The organism is Thiothrix sp. (assembly GCF_028714775.1).
GTDB lineage: Bacteria > Pseudomonadota > Gammaproteobacteria > Thiotrichales > Thiotrichaceae > Thiothrix.
Genome location: NZ_JAQTLS010000005.1, coordinates 26551 through 44958, shown reverse-complemented (window position 1 = coordinate 44958; position 18408 = coordinate 26551). Strand labels below are relative to the sequence as shown.

The following is an 18408-nucleotide window of genomic DNA, read 5'->3' as shown; positions in this document are numbered from 1 at the left end:
TAAAAAATCATCAGCGTGGGTGAATAGTACGCTTTTTCATAAGGGGATTCAGCGTCATACCGGCAATTATCTCAGCAGCGTTAACCCGCCAAAATCAGATTCGCCTTCAATCCGGGCTGGTTATCCTGCAACTGGATTTCCGCCCCGTGCAAATCCGCCACCGCTTTCACCAAACTCAAGCCCAGCCCATTACCGGGGGAACTGCGGGCATTATCCAACCGCGTGAAACGTTTAAACACCTGCCCGTGCTGTTCCGCAGGAATCCCCGGCCCGTTATCGGCAACACCGATGGTAATCTGATCGGCATGACGTGCGGCGGTGAGGGTGATTGCCCCGCCCGCTGGTGTGTATTTGACTGCGTTATCCAGCAGGTTGGTAATGGCTTGCGCCAGCAATTGGCGGTTGCCGTGGGTGTGTAAGCCGGGTTCGGCCTGATGGGTGAGGGTAAGCCCCTGTTCTTCCGCGACCGCCGTGTAAAGCTCTGCCAGTTCGTCGGTGAGGGCGCTTAAGTCAACGTCTGTCCAATCATCGCGCTGCACGCCGGATTCCATTTGCGCGATGCTCAGCAGGGCATTGAATGTTCGGATCAGGTCGTCCACGTCTTGGATGGTGTCTTGGATCAATTGCGGGTAATCGGTTTTTTCGCTGGCTTCGTATTGGCTGGCTTCCAAACGGTTGCGCAAGCGGTTGAGCGGGTTGCGCAGGTCGTGTGCAAGGTTGTCGGTGACTTCGCGCATCCCTTGCATCAGGTGGCTGATGCGCTCCAGCATGGTGTTCAGTACCCGGCTGAGTCGGTCGAATTCATCATTGCGGCGGGTGACGGGCATCCGCTGGTTGAGGTTGCCGTTGATGATTTCATTGGCAGTTTTGCCCACGGCATTGATGCGGTGCAGCACGTTATAACCAATGAAGCTTCCGCCGATAATAGCAAGGGTGAAAATCAGCCCAATGGCGGTCAGTACCGTGAACAGCAAGCGGTTGAGCAGGGTGTGCTGTTCCTTGAGGTCAGTCGCTACCAGCAGTTGGTAGCCGCCGGGCAGCAGGGTCAGCAATAAGCGCGTCGGTTGGTTTTGTTGGCGGTTGCCAGTAATTTTGCTCAAGGGCAGGGTGGTAAATGCTTGGGTATGGTCGCCACTGAGGCTGTCGAATTCCAGCTCGCGGGTTAAGTCTTGCTGTTGGCGGTTGACGAGATTGGCAATCAGGTAACGCGAACCGCCGTCGCTATTCCTGATTTGGATGACCTGTAACAGCCCTTCCACCGCCGTGGTGCGGTAACGGTGCAACAGCGCATCGGTTTCCAATTGCAGGCGCGTGTCGGTTTGCTCCTGCATTTGCGATTTCGCCATCCAGTAAATGAAACCCAACGCCCCGGCTGCCACGGTGCTGAATAATAGCGCGTACACCAGCGACAGGCGGAAAACGGTGGTCTTAAACAGCTTCTGGATCATGCAGCAGGTAGCCCGCCCCTCGGATGGTATGCAGCAATGGCACGGTGAAATCCTTGTCGACTTTGCTGCGCAAGCGGCTGATATGTACGTCGATCACGTTGGTTTGCGGGTCGAAATGGTAATCCCAAACCTTTTCCAGCAACATGGTGCGGGTCACAACTTGCCCGGCGTGGCGCATCAGGTATTCGAGCAGGTTGAATTCACGCGGTTGCAGGCTAATCACTGTGCCGCCACGGGTCACGCGGCGTTTCAGCAAGTCCATTTCCAAGTCACGCACCTTGAGCAATGTTTGTTCCTGCACGGGCTGGGTGCGGCGTAACAGTGCTTGCAGGCGTGCCAGCAATTCGCTGAAAGCATACGGCTTCACCAAGTAATCATCGCCACCGGCACGTAAACCTTCCACGCGGTTATCGACTTCGCCCAAAGCGCTCAATATCAGCACAGGAGTCTGGAAACCTTGCGAGCGCAGGGTCTGGATCAGCGACAGGCCATCGCGTTTGGGCAACATCCGGTCAACGATCAGCGCGTCGTAATTGCCGTTGGAAGCTAGGTGCAAGCCATCCTCGCCATCAGCAGCGTGGTCAACGGTGTAGCCACTTTCCATCAAGCCTTTCTGGATGAAGCTGGCGGTTTGGCGGTCATCTTCTACGATTAGGATATTCATGGTTTAAGCATAAAACAGTTGTGGAAGTTTGCCTTGTGAACATCCTGTAATGTTACAGTCTGGCACTCATCTTCTACGCTCAGGACAGGACATTATGCGTTATCCCTTTGCTTCAATGCTCATTGCGGAGATTGCCCCAGCTATGGGGATTACGGTGGAATTAGAGCCAGAATATAAATTTGCTGGCGAACTGACTTTTCCTGATGGACACCGCCATCTTTTCAAGAATACGAATTTCAACGTCAATCCGGCGGGTTCCAGTGAAATTGCCAAAGATAAGGGCTATACCAACTTCTTTCTGCGCAAACATGGCTTGAATGTGCCCACCAATAAGACGTTCTTTTCCGACAAGCTCAATGCTAACCTGCCTGCCGCTCGTCGCAGGGGAGTAACAGAAGCGATCCAATTCGCGGCGCAAATGGGGTTCCCGGTCTTCGTCAAGCCGAACAACCTCAGTCAAGGCGCATTCGTTACCAAGGCGTATGTGCCTACGGACATTGCCAATGCAGCCGCGCAAATCTTTGAACGTACCGACGTATTATTGGTTGAGCAAGCCTGCGGGGGGCGGGATTACCGTGTCGTAGTATTGGGCGAAAAAATCATTTCCGCGTATGAGCGCATTCCCTTGGCAGTGGTTGGTGACGGCGAACATTCCATTGAGGCATTGCTGCGGCAGTCAAAGGAACAACTCGAACACCTCGGTCGCCCCAATTCCGAGATAGACACCTCGGATACGCGCATCGACATAAAGCTGCGGGAGCTGCAATGCACGCGCAACACCATCCCAGCAATGGGCGAGCGGCTGGTGCTGCTTGATAATGCTAACCTTTCCACAGGCGGAACATCGGCGGATGTGACCGACACCCTGCATGACTCGTTTGCCGCGATTGCGGTCAAGGCAAGCAAAACGCTGGGGCTTCAGCTTTGCGGCGTCGATATTCTCTGCGATGACCTGACCAGCAACGCTTCGGAACAAGAGTGGAATATCATTGAATTGAACGACGCTCCCGGACTCGATAACTATGCGTCATTGGGGGCTGAGCAAGCCGCCCGCGTGAAGGGGCTTTATCGGCAGATACTTGAATATCTGGCTGTACAGGGTGGTTAAGGCAGCAGGCTTGGCGTGAAAAATAGTTACGGAGGTTTGCTTTGTGGACAGCCTGCAATGTTACAATGCAGCCAATACTAACAAGTGCGAACACCATGCCGCCTACCACCCATAACTGCCCGCAATGCGGTAACTTGCTACCGCTCAACTTCCGCCACAGCAAATTGGCGGTGTGTGAGTCTTGCGGCTCCACCATTTTCCTCGAAGACGATGCCGTGCGCTTGGCGGGTAAGTCTGCCGTGCTAGCGGAAATGCCGAGCTTGCTGCAATTGCACGTGCCTTTCAGTTACAAAGAGCGCAGTTACACCCCTGTCGGGCATGTGCGTTACCGCTATCAGGGCGGTTTCTGGGATGAATGGTGGGTGCTGGATGGGCAGGGCGAAGGCCGTTGGGTGAGCGTGGACGAAGGCGATTTCGCGTTTGAAGTGCCGATGAAATGGTCGTTACCGTTTCCCGACATCCGCGAAGCGCAAGTGGGCAAGCCCGTCAAACGCGGCAATCAGGTGTGGGAAATCACTGAAAAGGGTTTGTGTAGTTGTGAAGGTATCAAAGGCGAATTGCCGGAACGCATCCTGCCGGGTGAGCGCATGGGCTATTTGCACCTGTCGGCTAATAACGGTGTTTTGGTGACGTTGGAATACCCGTTCCAAAATGGTGACCCCGTGGCTTATCAAGGCAATTGGATCGACCCGTTTGAAATTACGGTGGATGCATGAGCGTTAAGCCGAAACTCGCCAGCATCCGTTGCACCTCCTGTGGCGCACCGCTGCAACTGCATGGTGGCGGGCACAAAATCCTCACCCTCAACTGCAATTACTGCGGCGCAGTGATGGATGCGCAAAAAGAATACGCCGTGCTTGCCCAATTCAAAAACCAGCGCAAGCCCGATTGCCCGCTGGAGATTGGGATGCAAGGCACGTTCAAAGGTGTGGAATTCACCATCGTCGGCATGGTCGGGCAAGATGCGGAAGGTGAGTGGGTTGATTTGCTGATGTTCTCGCCGACCCACGGTTATACTTGGCTGAGCTACGAAAACGGGCATTTCACTTTCGCCCGCCGTACCCGCGCCTGTTTGGGCAGTGCGCTGTGGACGCAAGCGGTCAAAAGTACCGTGACGTGTGGCGAGCAAACGTTTCGCCTGTACGAGCGTTACGAAGCCAAAATCACTTACGTGGCGGGCGAATTGACGTGGCTTGCCAAAGTCGGCGATACCAGCCAGCTAGCAGAAGCGATTGCCCCGCCGTGGCTATTGTCAGCAGAAAAAAGTGCCGATGAAAGCGAACTTTACCTGTGTGAATACGTGGAGCCAGAGGAGGTTTACCGCAGTTTCAAGCTGACGGATAAACCACGGATGCGTTCCGGCGTACACCCGGCGCAACCGTTTAAGTGGGCCATCAGTGAAACGGTCAGCCGCGCCAGCAGGCCATTTGCCATTTTCGCGCTGCTTGCCACATTATTCATTTGGTTGTTTCTGGATGGAAAAACGGTTTACAGCGAAACCATTCCGGTCGGTGACACACAGGCTGAGCAGCAAACCCGCGAATTTACCATTACCCAACCCGATCGGCTGGTGGCGCTCGATTTGAACACCAGCCTGTCCAACGCTTGGTTGTATTTTGAAATCACCCTGATGCACGCGGATAAAGAGGTTTATTCCTTGGGCAAGGAAGTGTCGTATTACGAAGGTTACGAAGACGGTGAAAGCTGGTCGGAAGGTAGCCGTTCCGCCACGGCCTTGTTCAAAGTGCCGGAAGCGGGCGTATACAGCCTGACGATCCAAACCCCGGAAGGCGGCGAAGGCGAAATGGTTGCCACCCCACCCAGCGGTTCGGTGACGTTGGAAGTGCGCGAAGGCTTTATCGGCAGTCGGTATTTCTTCATCCTTTTGCTGTTGTCGGGTTTGGGGGCGTTGTGGCATCCGGTGGAACGCTGGTGGTTTGAACGCCGCCGCTGGCAGGAAGTTGAGGAGGACGACGACTGATGGCACGCTTTATCGCCTTGTTGTTTGCCGTGCTGACGGTTGGCGCAGCAGCCTTGACTTACTACAACGTCGGTATGGAAGAAACCCATTTCGACGACCCCACTAGCGTGCGCTCCGGTAGCCACGGCGGTGGTTTAGGCTCTGGTGGCTACAGCCCCGGCAAATGATTTGACTAAAAATACACAAGGAAACCTTATGGCAGACCTGTCTTTGGAACACATTATCTCCAGCCTCGTCTACGGACTGATTGGCATGGGGCTGTTCGTGCTTACCCTGTTCATACTGGAATGGATACGCCCTTTCCCGCTGGAAAAGAAGATCGTGGAGGAAAACAATACCGCCGTGGCGATTGTGGTGGCAGCGGTGATCATTGCGCTGGGGATGATTTATTCGTCAGCGATCCGTTGAAGGCGCGGTTTAGATCAGTTTCATGTATACCGACTTGACCAAATCCGACCCGTAGGTACGCTCCAAACGGCGCACGATAAAATGCCCCCGGCTCATGTTCTGGAAGTGGTCGATGAATAAGGTGTTGACCAACGCGCCACCCGCAGCACCCGCGACCGGAACGGCTTGCGCAATGGCTTTTTGCGTTACCGGAATGCCGAAACGTGCCGTAATTTGGGCAATTAATTGCACTAACGGCGGTGCGGTTTTTTGTGCTACACCACTGCTGGCAAGGTATTGGGTGGCATTAGAAAGCGTTTTAGCAAGCGCGGCACGCACGGCGAAATAGGCCGATTCGGCGGCATCGTCTTGGTTGGAACTGCTGCTACCCAAGGCGAACACTTCCAAGCAGGCCAAGCGTGTTTCCGGCAACTTGATATTTTCACCTTCGCTGCGGGCAATGTCGGCGATGGAACGCAGGATAATGCTGGTCGAAATCGGTAATTCAATCGCCAACGCAGGCAAACCAAACGCACCGCCCGCCGCACCCGTTACCCCCGCAATCGTTTTGTGCAACCAATTGGTGGCCTGTTGCGGCTGTTCGTCAAGGGTTGAAACGGCGAAATCCAGCGCGGTTTCCAAGGCTTTCTGGGTGGCTTTGTTGATGATTTCCTGTGCGCCGTGGGGAAGCATCGCCAACCCTTTTTCCAGCGGTGCGCCAATCGCGTTGCTGATGCGGATCGCAAGGCCGGGGTTTTCCAGCAGGGATTGGGCGTAGCGCAGATCTTCAAGGTCGTCGTGGGTCATGGTTATGCCGGGTGGTGGATAGTAATGCTACTTAGTGTAACGCGAGTCATGGTCAAACCTTGATATTTCCCTCTAAAATGCAGTTTAGAATAAATCCGGTATAGCTATGAACTCTACTTTAGCCCCCCACAAACACCAACAACTCGCACTGCTCTTTTCCACGTTCGTTATTGCCATTTGCGGGCTGATTTACGAGCTGCTGGCGGGTACGTTGTCGAGCTATTTGCTGGGCGATTCGGTGTACCAGTTTTCGCTGGTGATTGGGCTGTTCATGAGTTCGATGGGCGCGGGGGCGTGGTGGTCGCGGTTTATTGAGCGGGAATTGCCCTTGCAGTTTATCCGCTTGCAATTGCTGATCGGTTTACTGGGTGGGTTGTCTGCGCCGCTGCTGTTTTTTGCCTTTGCGGTGTTGGATAACTACACACCGTTGCTGTTCGTGTTGGTGTTTTTGCAGGGGGCAATGCTGGGTATCGAAATCCCGCTGATCATCCGCATCCTCAAGGAACATTTTTCGCTCAAGGTAAACGTGTCGAACGTGTTCACGGCGGATTATATCGGTGCATTGCTGGCTGCGTTGTTGTTTCCGCTGGTGCTGGTTCCGCAGTTAGGTTTGCTGCAAACCGGGTTTCTGACGGCTTCGCTGAACGTGGGCGTAGGCTTGTTGGCGCTGTATGTGTTTCGGGCGGAAATGCCGCGTTTGCGCCCCATGTTATTGCTGGCTGCGGGTTTGCTGGTGCTGTTGGCGGTCGGGTTTGCGGTTTCGGAGCGTTTCACCACGCATCTGGAAAACAAGTTGTATCAGGATGAAATCATTTTCACGCAGGATACGCCATTCCAGCAACGCCTGATTTTGACCCGGCGCGGCGAACGCATCCGTTTCTACATCAATGGTGCGCTGCAATTTGACAGTTTCGACGAATACCGTTACCACGAAACGCTGATCCACCCGCTGATGGGGCTGGTGCGTAACCCGGAAAATGTGCTGATTTTGGGCGGGGGTGATGGCTTGGCGGCGCGGGAATTGCTGCGCTATCCGGCGGCGAAGCACATTACCTTGGTTGATCTTGATCCAGCAGTGACGCAATTGTTCAAAACCAACCCATTGCTGCGCCCATTGAACAAGGATTCGCTCAATGATGCGCGTGTGCAGGTGGTGAACCAAGATGCGTGGAAATTCCTCGAAGCCAGCCAGCAACTTTACGATGCGGTGTTTATTGACCTGCCCGACCCGAATAATGCTAGCCTGTCGCGGCTATACAGTGTGCCATTTTACACACTGGTCAAACAACATTTGGCGCAGGATGGGGTAATGACGGTGCAGGCGACTTCGCCGCTGTATTCGCGCAAGGCGTTTTGGTGCATTGATGCCACGCTGCAACAGGTGGGTGGCGAGTTGGTGGCGCAGGATCACTGGGTTACGCTGCCTTACCATGTGCATGTGCCGAGCTTTGGTGAATGGGGTTTTGTGATGGCTTCGCGCCAACCATTGCGCCCGCCACAGATACAGCTTGCGGGGCTGGATTACCGTTTTCTCAATGCGCCGATGTTGCCGCAGTTGTTTGAATTTCCGTCTGATATGGGCAAAGTGGCGGTGGAAACTAACCAGCTTGCCACGCATCCGCTGCTAGGTTACTACGATGCGGGCTGGGATGAGTGGTATCAGTAGGTGCTATGAAATGGCTTGGTTGTGGTAAAGTATCGCTCCATCAAGCCAACCACCTGCACGGAGATCAAGTGTGCGTCTGACCAAAGAACAATACCGCAATTGGGAACACAAGAAAGTCACCCTGCTGGGCATGTCCGGCGTGGGTAAAACCCATATTTCCAGTATGTTACGTGAACATGACTGGTTCCATTATTCCGGCGATTACCGCATCGGGACTTGTTATCTGGACGAGGACATCCTCGACCTGATTAAGGAACAGGCGATGAAAGTGCCGTTCCTGCGTGAATTATTGCGTAACGATTGGATTTACATCCGCAACAATATCCGCGTGGATGATTTGGGGCCGGTGCTGTCATTCGTAGGCAAACTGGGCAACCCGGAACTGGGCGGCGTACCGCTGGATGATTTCATGCATCGCCAATCGGTGTACCGCCAAGCGGAAATCGCCGCGATGCGCGATGTGCCGGAATTTATCCGCAAAGCGCAGGTGATTTACGGTTATTCGCACTTCGTCAATGATGCCGGTGGCAGCTTGTGCGAACTCGAAGAGCCTTCCGTGTTTGAATTGCTGGCGGAAAATACCTTGATCCTTTATATCAAGGTCACGACCAGCGAAGAAGAGCAGAAACTCATCGACCGCGCCCGTAGCGACCCGAAGCCGCTGTATTACCGCCCGACCTTCTTGCGTGAACATCTGGCTGTTTATTTGCAGGAACAGGGTCTGGAATACGCCGCGCAAATGGAACCGGATGCCTTCACTCGCTGGGTATTCCCGCGCCTGTTCCATTCACGCTTGCCGCGCTATGAAGCTATTGCCCGCGATTACGGCTACACCGTCACCTCGGAAGAAGCCGCGCAAGTGCGTGACGAAAACGATTTCAACGCGCTGGTCGAAATGGCGATTGCCCGTCATGGCGCATAAATTCTTGGGGGTGGGGGATTCTTCATGCCATTAGTCGCACACACCGCGCTGCCAACCTTCGAGCGCTTGCGCCAAGAAGGGCAGATCGTCCTGAGCGAAGATTACGCTTTTAATCAGGAAATCCGCGAACTGCATATCGGTTTCCTCAATATGATGCCGGATGCGGCGTTGGCGGCGACTGAGCGGCAGTTTTTCCGTCTGGTGGGTTCGTCCAACCTGATTGCGCAATTTCATATTCACCCATTTACGCTCGACACCTTGCCGCGCAGTGACAAGGCGCAGGCGTATATCCAGCAGTACTACGAAAAGTTTGAGGACTTGAAGGTGCAGGGTTTGGATGCGCTGATCATTACCGGGGCAAATCCGGCAGCAGAGCATCTGGAAGACGAGCCGTTTTGGGATGGTTTGTGCGAGGTGGTGGCGTGGGCGCAGGAAAATGTCACTTCGACCCTGTGTTCCTGCCTTGCCAGCCATGCACTGGTGCAGCATTTGTGGGGCATCCGCCGCCGTCCCTTGGGTTTCAAACGTTGGGGCGTGTACAGCCACGCCGTCACCATGCCGGAACACCCGCTGGTCAATGACCTCAACACCCGTTTCGACGTGCCACATTCGCGCTTCAACCAGATTGACCGCGAAGCGTTGGAAGCCGTGGGGGTGCAAGTGTTGGTGGAAAGCGCGGAAGCCGGTGTCCACATGGCAGTCAGCCCCGACCTGTTCCGTATGGTATTCATGCAAGGCCACCCGGAATACGACCAAGTTAGCCTGCTGAAAGAATACCGCCGCGAAACCATGCGCTGGTTTAATGGCACGCGGGAAGATTACCCGCCCTTCCCAGAAAATTACCTGCGCCCAATGGCAAAAGCAGTCCTCAACGAATACCGCTTGGAACAGGAACGTTGCAAGCGTTTAGGCGAGCCGCTGCCGGAATTCCCCGAAAAGTTGCTGCTCCCGATGCTGCACAATACGTGGCGCGACACAGCGAAAGTCTTTTTCAGCAACTGGATTGGCAAGGTCTACCAACTGACCAACAACGACCGCCGCAAGCCCTTCATGGAATGGGTGAACCCGGATGATCCGCTGGGACTGCGTGGTGAGTAGGTAAACGCGATTTAATCAGCGAAAGGGTTGCGGATGGTAAGTTGTCCAATTTGCCTGCCGTCCTGCATGTCTTCGCTGAATAATATTCGGCAGTTGGCTTGCAGTGCGGCTTCCACAATCAAGCTGTCCCAAAATGAAAAGGCATCATCGCGGGTACGGCTGATCGCCCGCAGGACCAGTTCAGACGTGATTTGTACCATCGGGTAGATGCTAAATTGCTGGACACAAGCGTAAGCATCCTCAATGGAAAGTGGTTTAGCCAATTTGCGGGTGACAGTGACGAAAAATTCCTGCAATACCTGCGTACTCAGCATCAGGTCGCCGTTGCTGCCTTGTTCTTCCAAAATCTGTAGGGCAACTTGTTGTTTTTCAGGCTCACTACTGTCGAAGGCATAGACCAGTACATTGGTGTCGACAAAATACTTAGCGTTCATACAACTCATCCCGTGTCCAGCGACGGCCTTGGCTAGCAGCCGATGAGCGTTTGGCTATTGCCAGCAGGGTAGTGGTGGCTTGGCGGTAGGGCTGCCCTCTGCTGATATAACGTTCCAGATAATCACGCAAAAGTGCATTAACGGATGTGCCGTCTTCCAAAGCCCGCATCCTTGCTTGTTTTAACACCGCTTCATCAATGGAAATGGTTAGGTTACTCATGGCGTATACCTGTAATGTCGTGTTACACGGGATCAGTGTAGCACAGTCAGCAGTGATGGGGCAGTTTCCTATCCAAATGCCAATCCTGCTATAATGCTCCCAGTCGCTTAAAGTCTTCTAAGGAGACGCACCATGTCAACGATAAGCCCTTTGCGGGAGCAGTTGGTGGAAGAAATCCTCCTGATTCCTGATACAAAACTAGCTGAACTATTGAATTTTATCCATTGCTTCCGGTTGGGCTTACAGGTATCCCAACAAACAGCAGCGAACACGGTCGCACAACCTGCCGAAGAGGATGCCGTGCTGGAAAATTTACGCCGTTGTGTTCATCAGCCCAGAAAAACGGTTGCGTTGGGTAATTTTCGTTTGAATTTGGATGGTTTTCGTTTTGACCGGGAAGAAGCGAATGCCCGCTGATTATTTTGTCGACACCAACATCCTGCTGTACCGCTATTCTACACAGGATGAACAAAAGCGAGCGGTTGCGACCAATTTGCTGGAAAGTGGTCAAGTAATGGCAAGCGTTCAGGTCTTGAATGAATTTTGTAACGTTACTCGCCGCAAATTCCCAGATAGTTTTCTACACATTGAGGCAACGTTGGCAGAAATCCAAGGCTTTCTGTCGGTTGTGCCGCTGGATGCTACAGATACCGGGAATGCCATCCGTATTTCTAAACGCTACGGTTTCAGCTATTACGACTCACTGATTGTTGCCAGTGCGGGACGACACGGCTGTAAAGTGGTGTTGAGCGAAGACTTACAGCATGGCATGGTGTTGGATGACGGGTTGCGGATAATCAACCCGTTTGTGTTGTGAGAAAAATTATCAGTTTCTGAAGGAACGAACTTACACCGCCACAGGCGCTTTGATATGCGGGTGATGTTCATAACCCACCAGCTCAAAATCCTCATATTTAAAATCAAACAAGTCAGTGACTGCCGGATTCAATTTCATCTGTGGCAGCGGGAACGGTTCGCGGCTGAGTTGCAGTTCCACCTGTTCCATGTGGTTGGAATACAGGTGCGCGTCCCCTAACGTATGCACGAAATCGCCTGCTTGCAGTCCGGTGACTTGCGCCATCATCATTGTCAGTAAAGCATATGAGGCAATGTTGAACGGTACACCGAGGAAAATGTCGGCACTGCGTTGGTAGAGTTGGCAAGATAGCTTGCCATCAGCGACATAAAATTGGAAAAATGCATGGCAGGGCGGCAACGCCATGTTGTCGATTTCTGCGACATTCCATGCGCTTACGATGATGCGGCGCGAGTCGGGATTGTTCTTTAACTGCTGGATGACCTGTGCGATCTGGTCAATGTGTCGTCCGTCTGGGGTAGGCCAGTTGCGCCACTGCGAGCCGTAGACTGGGCCGAGATTGCCGTTTTCATCCGCCCATTCGTCCCAAATGCGCACGCCGTTTTCTTTCAGGTAGCGGATATTGGTGTCGCCTTGCAAGAACCACAGCAATTCGTGGATGATCGAGCGCAAATGCAGCTTCTTGGTGGTGACGACCGGGAAACCCTGGCTCAAGTCAAAACGCATCTGGTAGCCGAATACCGAGACCGTGCCCGTACCCGTGCGGTCTTCCTTTTTTACCCCGTGGTCACGCACATGGCGCATCAGGTCGAGGTATTGTTTCATGCTTTGGCCTTTTTATACGCAGCCCACATGAATACCCCTCCCAACAACACCATTGGCAGGCTCAGGACTTGCCCTTCCGTTACCCAACCCCACGCCAGATAACCGATTTGGGCATCGGGTTCGCGCACGAATTCCGCCAGAATACGCGCCACACCGTAGCCAGCAAGGAACAGCCCAGAAATCGTCCCAACGGGTGGTGATAATTTTCTGAACCAGTTGAGCAGGATGAAGAGCACCAGTCCTTCCAGAAACGCCTGATACAATTGGGAAGGGTGGCGCGGCATGTCATCAACCGCCGGGAATACCACACCCCACGGCAGGTCGGTATGCCTACCCCACAATTCGGCATTGATGAAATTGCCGATGCGCCCCGCGCCCAAACCGATGGGTACGAGTGGCGCTACGAAGTCACTGACTTGGAAGAAATTCAGTTTCCATTTCCGCGCCAGCAAGAACATCGCCAAAATCACGCCCAGCAAGCCGCCGTGGAAACTCATGCCACCGTCCCACACCTGAAAGAATGACAGCGGGTCTGCGACCAAGCCTTTCAGGTTGTAAAACAGCATGTAGCCCGTGCGTCCGCCCAGCACCACGCCGATTGCGCCCCAGAACATCATGTCATCCACACGGTCTGCGTCCATCACGCTGCCCGGTTCTTTGGCGCGTAGCTTGCCGATGATGAGGAAACCGAGGAAACCGAGTACGTACATCAGCCCATACCAATGGACTTTCAGGGGGCCGATGGAGAGTGCTACCGGGTCAATTTGAGGGTGAATGAACATAGTCGCTCGCTAAAAGAAGAGTTTTTGTAGTTCAGTGCCGGGGTCTTGCGCCCGCATGAAGGCTTCCCCTACGAGGAAAGCGTGGACACCGTGTTCGCGCATTAACTGCACATCCGCTTGCGTGTGGATGCCGCTTTCTGTGACCAGCAACACGCCTTCCGGCACATCCGCCAGCAGTTCAATGGTGGTTTGCAAGCTGGTGGAGAAGGTACGCAAGTTGCGGTTATTGATGCCAATCAGCGGTGCGTTTAGGCGCAAGGCACGTTGCAGTTCCTCACGGTCGTGCACTTCTACCAGCACATCCATGCCTAACCCGGTCGCTAGTGTGTAAAGCTCCAGCATTTGCGCATCTTCCAGTGCCGACACGATCAGCAGGATGCAGTCTGCACCAATGGCACGCGCTTCGTAAACCTGATGCGGATCAACGATGAAATCCTTGCGGATAACCGGCAAGCTACAAGCCGCCCGTGCCGCTTGCAGGTAGCTTTCATGCCCCTGAAAGTATTGCGCATCGGTCAAGATCGACAGGCAAGCCGCGCCACCTTGGGCGTAACTTTTGGCAAGTGCAGGCGGGTCGAAATCGGCACGGATCACGCCTCGGCTGGGGGACGCTTTTTTGATTTCCGCGATGATTGCCGGGTTGCCTGCTGCAATTTTGGTTTGCATGGCTCGCAGGAAACCGCGCACCGGATCGGCAACCGCAGCCTGTTCGCGTAATTGTGCGAGGTTGGTAACGGCAGAACGGGCAGCGATTTCTTCCTGCTTGGTGTGCAGGATTTTTTGCAGGATGTCAGGTGTACTCATCAGGCTTTAAAGGTATTGGTTAAATCAATCAGTTGTTGCAGGCGTTGGGTGGCTGCACCGGAATCAATCGCTTGCTGGGCTTTTTCAACCCCTTGTGCGTGGCTGTTTGCCACACCAGCGACGTAAATGGCAGCACCTGCGTTAAGGCATACGATGTCGCGTGCCGTGCCGGGCGTACCTGCGAAGACTTGCTGGATTAGCTCAAGGCTTTCCTGCGCGGTGTTGACGCGGAGGCTGTCGAGGCTGGCGCGTGGCAGACCGAAATCTTCCGGCTGGAGGGTGTATTCCCGCACCACACCGTCTTGCAGTTCAGCGACGAACGTGGGGCTGGCAATGCTGATTTCATCCAAACCATCTTCGGCATGTACCACCATGACGTGGCGGCTACCCAAGCTTTGCAGCACTTCTGCCATCGGGCGTACCCATTCCTTGGCAAACACGCCCAACACTTGGTTGGGGGCATTGGCAGGGTTAGCCATCGGCCCTAGCAGGTTGAACAGGGTACGGATGCCCAATTCGCGACGCGGGGTACTGGCGTGCCCCATCGCGGCATGATGGCGTTGGGCAAACAGGAAGCCGACCCCTAAGGTATTGATGCATTGGGCAACTTGTTCAGGGCTGATGTTGAGGTTTATCCCGGCTGCTTCCAGCACGTCGGCACTGCCGGATTTGCTGGAAATGGAACGGTTGCCGTGTTTGGCGACCCGCGCCCCTGCCGCTGCACTGACAAACGCACTGGCTGTGGAAATATTGAACGTGCCAGATGAATCGCCACCCGTGCCGCAGGTGTCGACCAAGTGCTCCGGGCTGACTTCCACCCGCGTGTACAGCTCGCGCATGACACGGGTGGCGGCGCTGATTTCTGTGACGGTTTCGCCGCGCATCCGTAAAGCGACCAGAAAACCGCCAATTTGTGCCGGAGTCCCTTGCCCTGTCATGATGGTGCGCATGGCTAGGGTCATTTCTTCGGCAGTTAATGGCTGATTCGCAATAATTTTCTTGATAGCGTCCTGAAATTCCATATTTTCTTCGTGCTGTTGCATACTATTGAATGTGGGGATGCTAGCATGATTTGCACGAGCTTGCTAAAGCGCGATGCGTAAAAAGCTCGGTACTGTTACAACCCGACTCAACCTTTGTTAATGTGAGGTATTACATGGAAAAGAATGTTGGTGGCATGGATAAAAATATCCGTATGGGTGCTGGTGCTGTCCTGTTAGTTCTGGGGCTGCTGGTAACGAAAAGTTGGCTCTTAACCATTATTGGTGTGGTATTGCTGGCGACGGGCTTCCTGAACTTCTGCCCTGCGTACAAACTGATTGGTATGAATACCAACAAGTAAGTTTTCCCATTGGCTGCTGCTAACTGGCGGCAGCCAGCCATTTATGCGATATTCCTTCTGTTTCGTTCGGAAAAGGAAGGTCATGATTATCAAAACAAGCGGGCATCCCGGTTCGCACGAGCGCCATTTGTTGCGCAAAGCAGGCAACCCCCTGTTCGCCGACGCCATAGAACTCAATGATGATACTTTGCTGGCTGCCCAGCAGCGCGACCATGAGGAACTGACAGCGTTCCACGCGGAATTCCGTAGTCTGCTGGAAGCAACCACCGCGATGGCGGGCAATGTTGACAGCGAAGTGATCCTGCAACTCAAAGACCGGCTCGACCAAACCTACGAATTGGCAGCGACCGTTGCCGAAGACCAGTCCAAAGCCAAAGAAGCTATCCACAAGCTGTTGCGTTACATCATGGCAGCAGTACGCCAAGGTGCGGGCAGTGATTTTCAGGCCCATCAGGAGCTGGATCAGGAAGAAGCTGCCCGCGAGGCGCATTTCACCTTGCTGGAATCCAAACTGGTGGCAGATTTGCTGAACCCACATTCGCCCATCCACACTGACGAATTGATTCCCACGCTGTTATCATCCAGTAAAGATGAGTTGCAACTGGCTTTGCAAATTTTCGACGAAATGCAATTGCTGATGGTGTTGAGCGAAGGTGCGAAGCTGCTGGAACAATTGCAAGATAATGGCGTCAATGTTGATGACGCCCAGCAAAAACTGGCCTTTATGCAGGGCTATGCGGAGTTTGCCGGAGAGATGGGCAAGCTGTGAACAATAAAACCGAACTAGGAGTATTTTGATGAAACAAGTGCTAAAAACCGTTGGGCTGAGTGTGCTGTTGGCATTCGCAGGGCAAGCCGTCGCTGACGAAGCGTGGGACACCAACGTGGGCAGGATTGTTTACGCCGACGAAATTGGCCCTACCGCCGTGTTTGCTTATGGCCCCAAGGAAGACCCCGGTGTCATGTACCTGTTGGGGCTTGCTAAGGTCTACCAAAATCGGGGCACTTACGACGGGTATTGGGCAAAAGAAAAGTCCAAGCAAGAATGTTCCACCGAACGTCCGGGTATTTACGGCAAAATGACCCGTTACTGGGGGCGCGTGCAAGTGAAGTTCATCGACAAGAGTTTCCCGTCACGTTGGGAAGCGATTTGGAGCTACTGTGAAGACGCAAAGCAAGACATGAAAATCACTGCTACCCCTCAAGTCGCCGGTCAAACAGCCACCACCACCAAGTAATCCCCTTCTTTCTCTAAGCTCCTCGCCCGCTACGCGGGAGAGGGGTTTGGGGTGAGGGTCTTTTTACTGCACCCCAAACGCCGACAAAATCCCACTTCTACCCAGCGTATAAACCACACCACCATCCTGTATTGGCGCGGCAATGTAACCAGCAGAATCCCCCCGACTGCGAGCCGCCAATTGACCGCTGCTGGCATTCACCCAGTGCAGATAACCTTTCGCGTCTCCCACGACAAGGTAGTTGCCAATCACGGTTGGTGCGGTGGGTTGGCGGTATTCCAGATCATCCATTTTCCACAACGGTGCACCGGATTGCGGGTTTAGTTTCCACAAGTCACCATTAGCATTGGTCGTGTACAAACCGTTGGCGTCAGCATCGACTCCGGTGTAACTGGAATAGGGGGCAGACCAGCCAATATTGCCGTTACGCATGTCGATGCCCGCGATTTGACCGTTGTAACTGGCAGCGAACAGGGCTGCACCTTGCGCTTTCAGTTTGCCATCCACGTCTGTCATGCGGGTGAGGTCGTTTGTGCCTTGTGGAATGGATAGGGTCGCTTCCCACAGGGCATTGCCGTTTTGCATATCGAAAGCGGTCACTACGCCGCTGTCAAATCCGGCAATGACCATGCTGCCCGCGACGATGGGTGTGCCTGCGCCGCGCAGGGAAATCGTCGAGCCTTGACGGGCTTGTTGCCACAGGCGTTCACCGCTTTGGGAAGATAAACCGTATAAGTGCCCATCACCCGTGCGGAATACCACCACACCATTACGGGCGGCTGAAACCGTGAGGACTTCGCTGCTCAAGGGGGTTTTCCAACGGACTTGCCCAGTTTGGCGGTCTAACGCTACGGCACTGCCGTTGCCCGTGCCGAGGTAAACGTTACTGTCACCACCGTTGATCCCACCCGTGATGTCGCCATCAATCGGGGTTTGCCAGACACGTCCGCCGTTGGTTTTGTTCCATGCACCGGCAGTATTGCTGCCTGCCACGAAGATGAGGCTGTCATCAACGTATGGGTTGATGCGCACATAATCCTTAGCGCTGCCGCGTCCGGCGCTGGCTTGCCACAAGACTTGCACATGGGCGGTCGGGGCAAATTCCTTTAATGCTTTGGGTGGGTGTGCGTCGGAAGCGGGTAGGATGTCCGACGTGGCTTGTTCAATAGTACCGCATCCCGCCAAGGCTAGGGCGAGGAATACGGCAATGTTTAGCCGCATCTGGCCTTAGCCCTCACCCAGCGAATCACGTTTCATTTTGATGAGTTCGGTTGAGCCGCCAGTACTGCCGAGGATTGCTTTGTCGTAAGCAGCGCGGGCTTCTGCCGTTTTCTTTTGTGCGGTGTAAATGTCCCCTTTCAGCTCTTCAATCAAGGATTGGTAAGCGGCAGGGTACGTCTGGTTGGTCAGGCCAAGGGCATCATCGGGTTTGCCCATTGCCAGCAGGACACGCGCCAAGCGGATGTTGGCAATGTGTTTGAAGGCGTCTTCTTTGCTGTTGTCGAGCACCCAATGTAAGGCAGTGGCAGCTTGCTCATACTGGCCTTTTTCCGCGTATTGCTGTGCCATTTTCAGGCTGGCAGTAGCCGCATACGGGGTGGAAGCGTAATTATTTTGCAGGGTTTGCACTTGCGGGAGCGCCTGATCCAGCGCTGCGGCGTCAACTTTGCTCACTTGCGCATACAAGGCTGAAGCTTCTGCCGCCGTGTTGGTTTGGTAGTCTTTCCAGTACTGCCAGCCAAACAAGCCTGCAATCGCCAGTGCTATCCCGGCAATCACGGAAGTGCCGTTTTCTTTCCACCACGCTTTGAGTTCTTCAACTTTTTCGTCGTCTGTTTTGTAATCGCTGCTCATCAGTTTGCCCC

24 protein-coding genes are annotated in these 18408 nt (G+C 54.0%); 13 read left to right on the top strand and 11 right to left on the bottom strand.

Annotated features, from left to right (window positions below; translation table 11 throughout):
- Positions 1–80 precede the first annotated feature (80 nt).
- Positions 81–1448 carry an ATP-binding protein gene (locus PHE17_RS05625; RefSeq protein ID WP_301014840.1) on the bottom strand — a complete coding sequence of 456 codons (1368 nt, stop codon included), beginning with the start codon at positions 1446–1448 and terminating at the stop codon, positions 81–83.
- The gene (locus tag PHE17_RS05620) at positions 1429–2112 is read right to left on the bottom strand and encodes a response regulator transcription factor (protein WP_301014839.1); all 684 of its coding nucleotides are present in this window, start codon (positions 2110–2112) and stop codon (positions 1429–1431) included. The genes PHE17_RS05625 and PHE17_RS05620 overlap by 20 nt, the downstream gene beginning before the upstream one ends.
- Before the next feature lie 94 nt (positions 2113–2206).
- Between PHE17_RS05620 and PHE17_RS05615 the strand changes: the two genes are divergently transcribed.
- The 5 genes from PHE17_RS05615 to PHE17_RS05595 all read left to right on the top strand — a co-directional run bounded on the left by PHE17_RS05615 (position 2207) and on the right by PHE17_RS05595 (position 5609).
- Entirely contained in the window at positions 2207–3220 is a 1014-nt protein-coding gene (locus PHE17_RS05615; protein WP_301014838.1) for a hypothetical protein, read from the top strand.
- Between the two features lie 95 nt (positions 3221–3315).
- On the top strand, positions 3316–3936 hold the full coding sequence (locus PHE17_RS05610; protein ID WP_301014837.1) for a DUF4178 domain-containing protein: 621 nt from the start codon (positions 3316–3318) through the stop codon (positions 3934–3936).
- Positions 3933–5201 (top strand): DUF4178 domain-containing protein, encoded by a 1269-nt coding sequence (locus PHE17_RS05605; RefSeq protein ID WP_301014836.1) that lies wholly within the window; start codon positions 3933–3935, stop codon positions 5199–5201. Before PHE17_RS05610 ends, PHE17_RS05605 begins: the two co-directional genes overlap by 4 nt.
- Complete coding sequence (locus tag PHE17_RS05600; RefSeq protein ID WP_301014835.1) at positions 5201–5368, top strand: hypothetical protein; 168 nt, start codon at positions 5201–5203, stop codon at positions 5366–5368. Before PHE17_RS05605 ends, PHE17_RS05600 begins: the two co-directional genes overlap by 1 nt.
- A 28-nt stretch (positions 5369–5396) precedes the next feature.
- Positions 5397–5609 carry a DUF350 domain-containing protein gene (locus tag PHE17_RS05595; RefSeq protein WP_301014834.1) on the top strand — a complete coding sequence of 71 codons (213 nt, stop codon included), beginning with the start codon at positions 5397–5399 and terminating at the stop codon, positions 5607–5609.
- A gap of 9 nt (positions 5610–5618) precedes the next feature.
- On the opposite strand, the gene PHE17_RS05590 is transcribed toward PHE17_RS05595, so the two are convergent.
- Positions 5619–6395: an EcsC family protein gene (locus PHE17_RS05590; protein WP_301014833.1), complete on the bottom strand. Its 777-nt coding sequence runs from the start codon at positions 6393–6395 to the stop codon at positions 5619–5621.
- A gap of 106 nt (positions 6396–6501) precedes the next feature.
- On the opposite strand from PHE17_RS05590, the gene PHE17_RS05585 reads away from it, so the two are divergent.
- The 3 genes from PHE17_RS05585 (at position 6502) to PHE17_RS05575 (ending at position 10081) form a co-directional block, all read left to right on the top strand.
- On the top strand, positions 6502–8061 hold the full coding sequence (locus PHE17_RS05585) for a polyamine aminopropyltransferase (protein ID WP_301014832.1): 1560 nt from the start codon (positions 6502–6504) through the stop codon (positions 8059–8061).
- 70 nt (positions 8062–8131) lie between these two features.
- Positions 8132–8983 (top strand): ATPase, encoded by an 852-nt coding sequence (locus PHE17_RS05580; protein WP_301014831.1) that lies wholly within the window; start codon positions 8132–8134, stop codon positions 8981–8983.
- 24 nt (positions 8984–9007) lie between these two features.
- Positions 9008–10081 carry a homoserine O-succinyltransferase gene (locus PHE17_RS05575; protein WP_301014830.1) on the top strand — a complete coding sequence of 358 codons (1074 nt, stop codon included), beginning with the start codon at positions 9008–9010 and terminating at the stop codon, positions 10079–10081.
- Positions 10082–10092: 11 nt separating this feature from the next.
- Here PHE17_RS05575 and PHE17_RS05570 read toward each other — a convergent pair whose 3' ends face one another.
- Together PHE17_RS05570 and PHE17_RS05565 are read right to left on the bottom strand one after the other, a co-directional pair.
- Complete coding sequence (locus tag PHE17_RS05570; protein ID WP_301014829.1) at positions 10093–10515, bottom strand: PIN domain-containing protein; 423 nt, start codon at positions 10513–10515, stop codon at positions 10093–10095.
- Complete coding sequence (locus PHE17_RS05565; protein WP_301014828.1) at positions 10505–10735, bottom strand: hypothetical protein; 231 nt, start codon at positions 10733–10735, stop codon at positions 10505–10507. Before PHE17_RS05565 ends, PHE17_RS05570 begins: the two co-directional genes overlap by 11 nt.
- A 132-nt stretch (positions 10736–10867) precedes the next feature.
- Here PHE17_RS05565 and PHE17_RS05560 point away from each other — a divergent pair, with 132 nt between their 5' ends.
- Entirely contained in the window at positions 10868–11152 is a 285-nt protein-coding gene (locus PHE17_RS05560) for a hypothetical protein (protein ID WP_301014827.1), read from the top strand.
- Entirely contained in the window at positions 11142–11552 is a 411-nt protein-coding gene (locus PHE17_RS05555) for a PIN domain-containing protein (protein WP_301014826.1), read from the top strand. The genes PHE17_RS05560 and PHE17_RS05555 overlap by 11 nt, the downstream gene beginning before the upstream one ends.
- A gap of 30 nt (positions 11553–11582) precedes the next feature.
- Here the strand turns inward: PHE17_RS05555 and PHE17_RS05550 are convergent, their stop codons facing one another.
- The 4 genes from PHE17_RS05550 to trpD are packed head-to-tail and all read right to left on the bottom strand — an operon-like array spanning position 11583 to position 14985.
- Positions 11583–12377 carry a thymidylate synthase gene (locus PHE17_RS05550; protein WP_301014825.1) on the bottom strand — a complete coding sequence of 265 codons (795 nt, stop codon included), beginning with the start codon at positions 12375–12377 and terminating at the stop codon, positions 11583–11585.
- Positions 12374–13159, bottom strand: coding sequence for a prolipoprotein diacylglyceryl transferase (gene lgt / locus PHE17_RS05545; RefSeq protein WP_301014824.1), 786 nt, complete (start codon positions 13157–13159; stop codon positions 12374–12376). The genes PHE17_RS05550 and lgt overlap by 4 nt, the downstream gene beginning before the upstream one ends.
- 9 nt (positions 13160–13168) lie before the next feature.
- Entirely contained in the window at positions 13169–13963 is a 795-nt protein-coding gene (gene trpC / locus PHE17_RS05540) for an indole-3-glycerol phosphate synthase TrpC (protein WP_301014823.1), read from the bottom strand.
- Complete coding sequence (trpD, locus tag PHE17_RS05535) at positions 13963–14985, bottom strand: anthranilate phosphoribosyltransferase (protein ID WP_301014822.1); 1023 nt, start codon at positions 14983–14985, stop codon at positions 13963–13965. The genes trpC and trpD overlap by 1 nt, the downstream gene beginning before the upstream one ends.
- Before the next feature lie 134 nt (positions 14986–15119).
- On the opposite strand from trpD, the gene PHE17_RS05530 reads away from it, so the two are divergent.
- From PHE17_RS05530 to PHE17_RS05520, 3 genes are all read left to right on the top strand, one after another.
- Positions 15120–15305, top strand: a complete 186-nt coding sequence (locus PHE17_RS05530) for a DUF2892 domain-containing protein (protein WP_301014821.1) — start codon at positions 15120–15122, stop codon at positions 15303–15305.
- A gap of 82 nt (positions 15306–15387) precedes the next feature.
- Positions 15388–16074 carry a hypothetical protein gene (locus PHE17_RS05525; RefSeq protein WP_301014820.1) on the top strand — a complete coding sequence of 229 codons (687 nt, stop codon included), beginning with the start codon at positions 15388–15390 and terminating at the stop codon, positions 16072–16074.
- Between the two features lie 28 nt (positions 16075–16102).
- On the top strand, positions 16103–16543 hold the full coding sequence (locus tag PHE17_RS05520) for a hypothetical protein (RefSeq protein WP_301014819.1): 441 nt from the start codon (positions 16103–16105) through the stop codon (positions 16541–16543).
- Positions 16544–16606: 63 nt separating this feature from the next.
- On the opposite strand, the gene bamB is transcribed toward PHE17_RS05520, so the two are convergent.
- Complete coding sequence (gene bamB, locus PHE17_RS05515; protein ID WP_301014818.1) at positions 16607–17764, bottom strand: outer membrane protein assembly factor BamB; 1158 nt, start codon at positions 17762–17764, stop codon at positions 16607–16609.
- 6 nt (positions 17765–17770) lie between these two features.
- Complete coding sequence (locus tag PHE17_RS05510; RefSeq protein WP_301014817.1) at positions 17771–18397, bottom strand: tetratricopeptide repeat protein; 627 nt, start codon at positions 18395–18397, stop codon at positions 17771–17773.
- Positions 18398–18408: the final 11 nt, after the last annotated feature.

Excerpts from the sequence above, each read along its gene's own strand:
- lgt (WP_301014824.1), bottom strand. The coding sequence starts at position 13,159 with ATGTTCATTCACCCTCAAATTGACCCGGTAGCACTCTCCATCGGCCCC.
- PHE17_RS05595 (WP_301014834.1), top strand. The coding sequence starts at position 5,397 with ATGGCAGACCTGTCTTTGGAACACATTATCTCCAGCCTCGTCTACGGA.
- PHE17_RS05620 (WP_301014839.1), bottom strand. The coding sequence starts at position 2,112 with ATGAATATCCTAATCGTAGAAGATGACCGCCAAACCGCCAGCTTCATC.
- PHE17_RS05575 (WP_301014830.1), top strand. The coding sequence starts at position 9,008 with ATGCCATTAGTCGCACACACCGCGCTGCCAACCTTCGAGCGCTTGCGC.
- PHE17_RS05625 (WP_301014840.1), bottom strand. The coding sequence starts at position 1,448 with ATGATCCAGAAGCTGTTTAAGACCACCGTTTTCCGCCTGTCGCTGGTG.
- PHE17_RS05590 (WP_301014833.1), bottom strand. The coding sequence starts at position 6,395 with ATGACCCACGACGACCTTGAAGATCTGCGCTACGCCCAATCCCTGCTG.
- PHE17_RS05520 (WP_301014819.1), top strand. The coding sequence starts at position 16,103 with ATGAAACAAGTGCTAAAAACCGTTGGGCTGAGTGTGCTGTTGGCATTC.
- PHE17_RS05610 (WP_301014837.1), top strand. The coding sequence starts at position 3,316 with ATGCCGCCTACCACCCATAACTGCCCGCAATGCGGTAACTTGCTACCG.
- trpC (WP_301014823.1), bottom strand. The coding sequence starts at position 13,963 with ATGAGTACACCTGACATCCTGCAAAAAATCCTGCACACCAAGCAGGAA.
- PHE17_RS05555 (WP_301014826.1), top strand. The coding sequence starts at position 11,142 with ATGCCCGCTGATTATTTTGTCGACACCAACATCCTGCTGTACCGCTAT.
- trpD (WP_301014822.1), bottom strand. The coding sequence starts at position 14,985 with ATGGAATTTCAGGACGCTATCAAGAAAATTATTGCGAATCAGCCATTA.
- PHE17_RS05530 (WP_301014821.1), top strand. The coding sequence starts at position 15,120 with ATGGAAAAGAATGTTGGTGGCATGGATAAAAATATCCGTATGGGTGCT.
- PHE17_RS05565 (WP_301014828.1), bottom strand. The coding sequence starts at position 10,735 with ATGAGTAACCTAACCATTTCCATTGATGAAGCGGTGTTAAAACAAGCA.
- PHE17_RS05605 (WP_301014836.1), top strand. The coding sequence starts at position 3,933 with ATGAGCGTTAAGCCGAAACTCGCCAGCATCCGTTGCACCTCCTGTGGC.
- PHE17_RS05550 (WP_301014825.1), bottom strand. The coding sequence starts at position 12,377 with ATGAAACAATACCTCGACCTGATGCGCCATGTGCGTGACCACGGGGTA.
- PHE17_RS05600 (WP_301014835.1), top strand. The coding sequence starts at position 5,201 with ATGGCACGCTTTATCGCCTTGTTGTTTGCCGTGCTGACGGTTGGCGCA.
- bamB (WP_301014818.1), bottom strand. The coding sequence starts at position 17,764 with ATGCGGCTAAACATTGCCGTATTCCTCGCCCTAGCCTTGGCGGGATGC.
- PHE17_RS05560 (WP_301014827.1), top strand. The coding sequence starts at position 10,868 with ATGTCAACGATAAGCCCTTTGCGGGAGCAGTTGGTGGAAGAAATCCTC.
- PHE17_RS05510 (WP_301014817.1), bottom strand. The coding sequence starts at position 18,397 with ATGAGCAGCGATTACAAAACAGACGACGAAAAAGTTGAAGAACTCAAA.
- PHE17_RS05570 (WP_301014829.1), bottom strand. The coding sequence starts at position 10,515 with ATGAACGCTAAGTATTTTGTCGACACCAATGTACTGGTCTATGCCTTC.
- PHE17_RS05585 (WP_301014832.1), top strand. The coding sequence starts at position 6,502 with ATGAACTCTACTTTAGCCCCCCACAAACACCAACAACTCGCACTGCTC.
- PHE17_RS05615 (WP_301014838.1), top strand. The coding sequence starts at position 2,207 with ATGCGTTATCCCTTTGCTTCAATGCTCATTGCGGAGATTGCCCCAGCT.
- PHE17_RS05525 (WP_301014820.1), top strand. The coding sequence starts at position 15,388 with ATGATTATCAAAACAAGCGGGCATCCCGGTTCGCACGAGCGCCATTTG.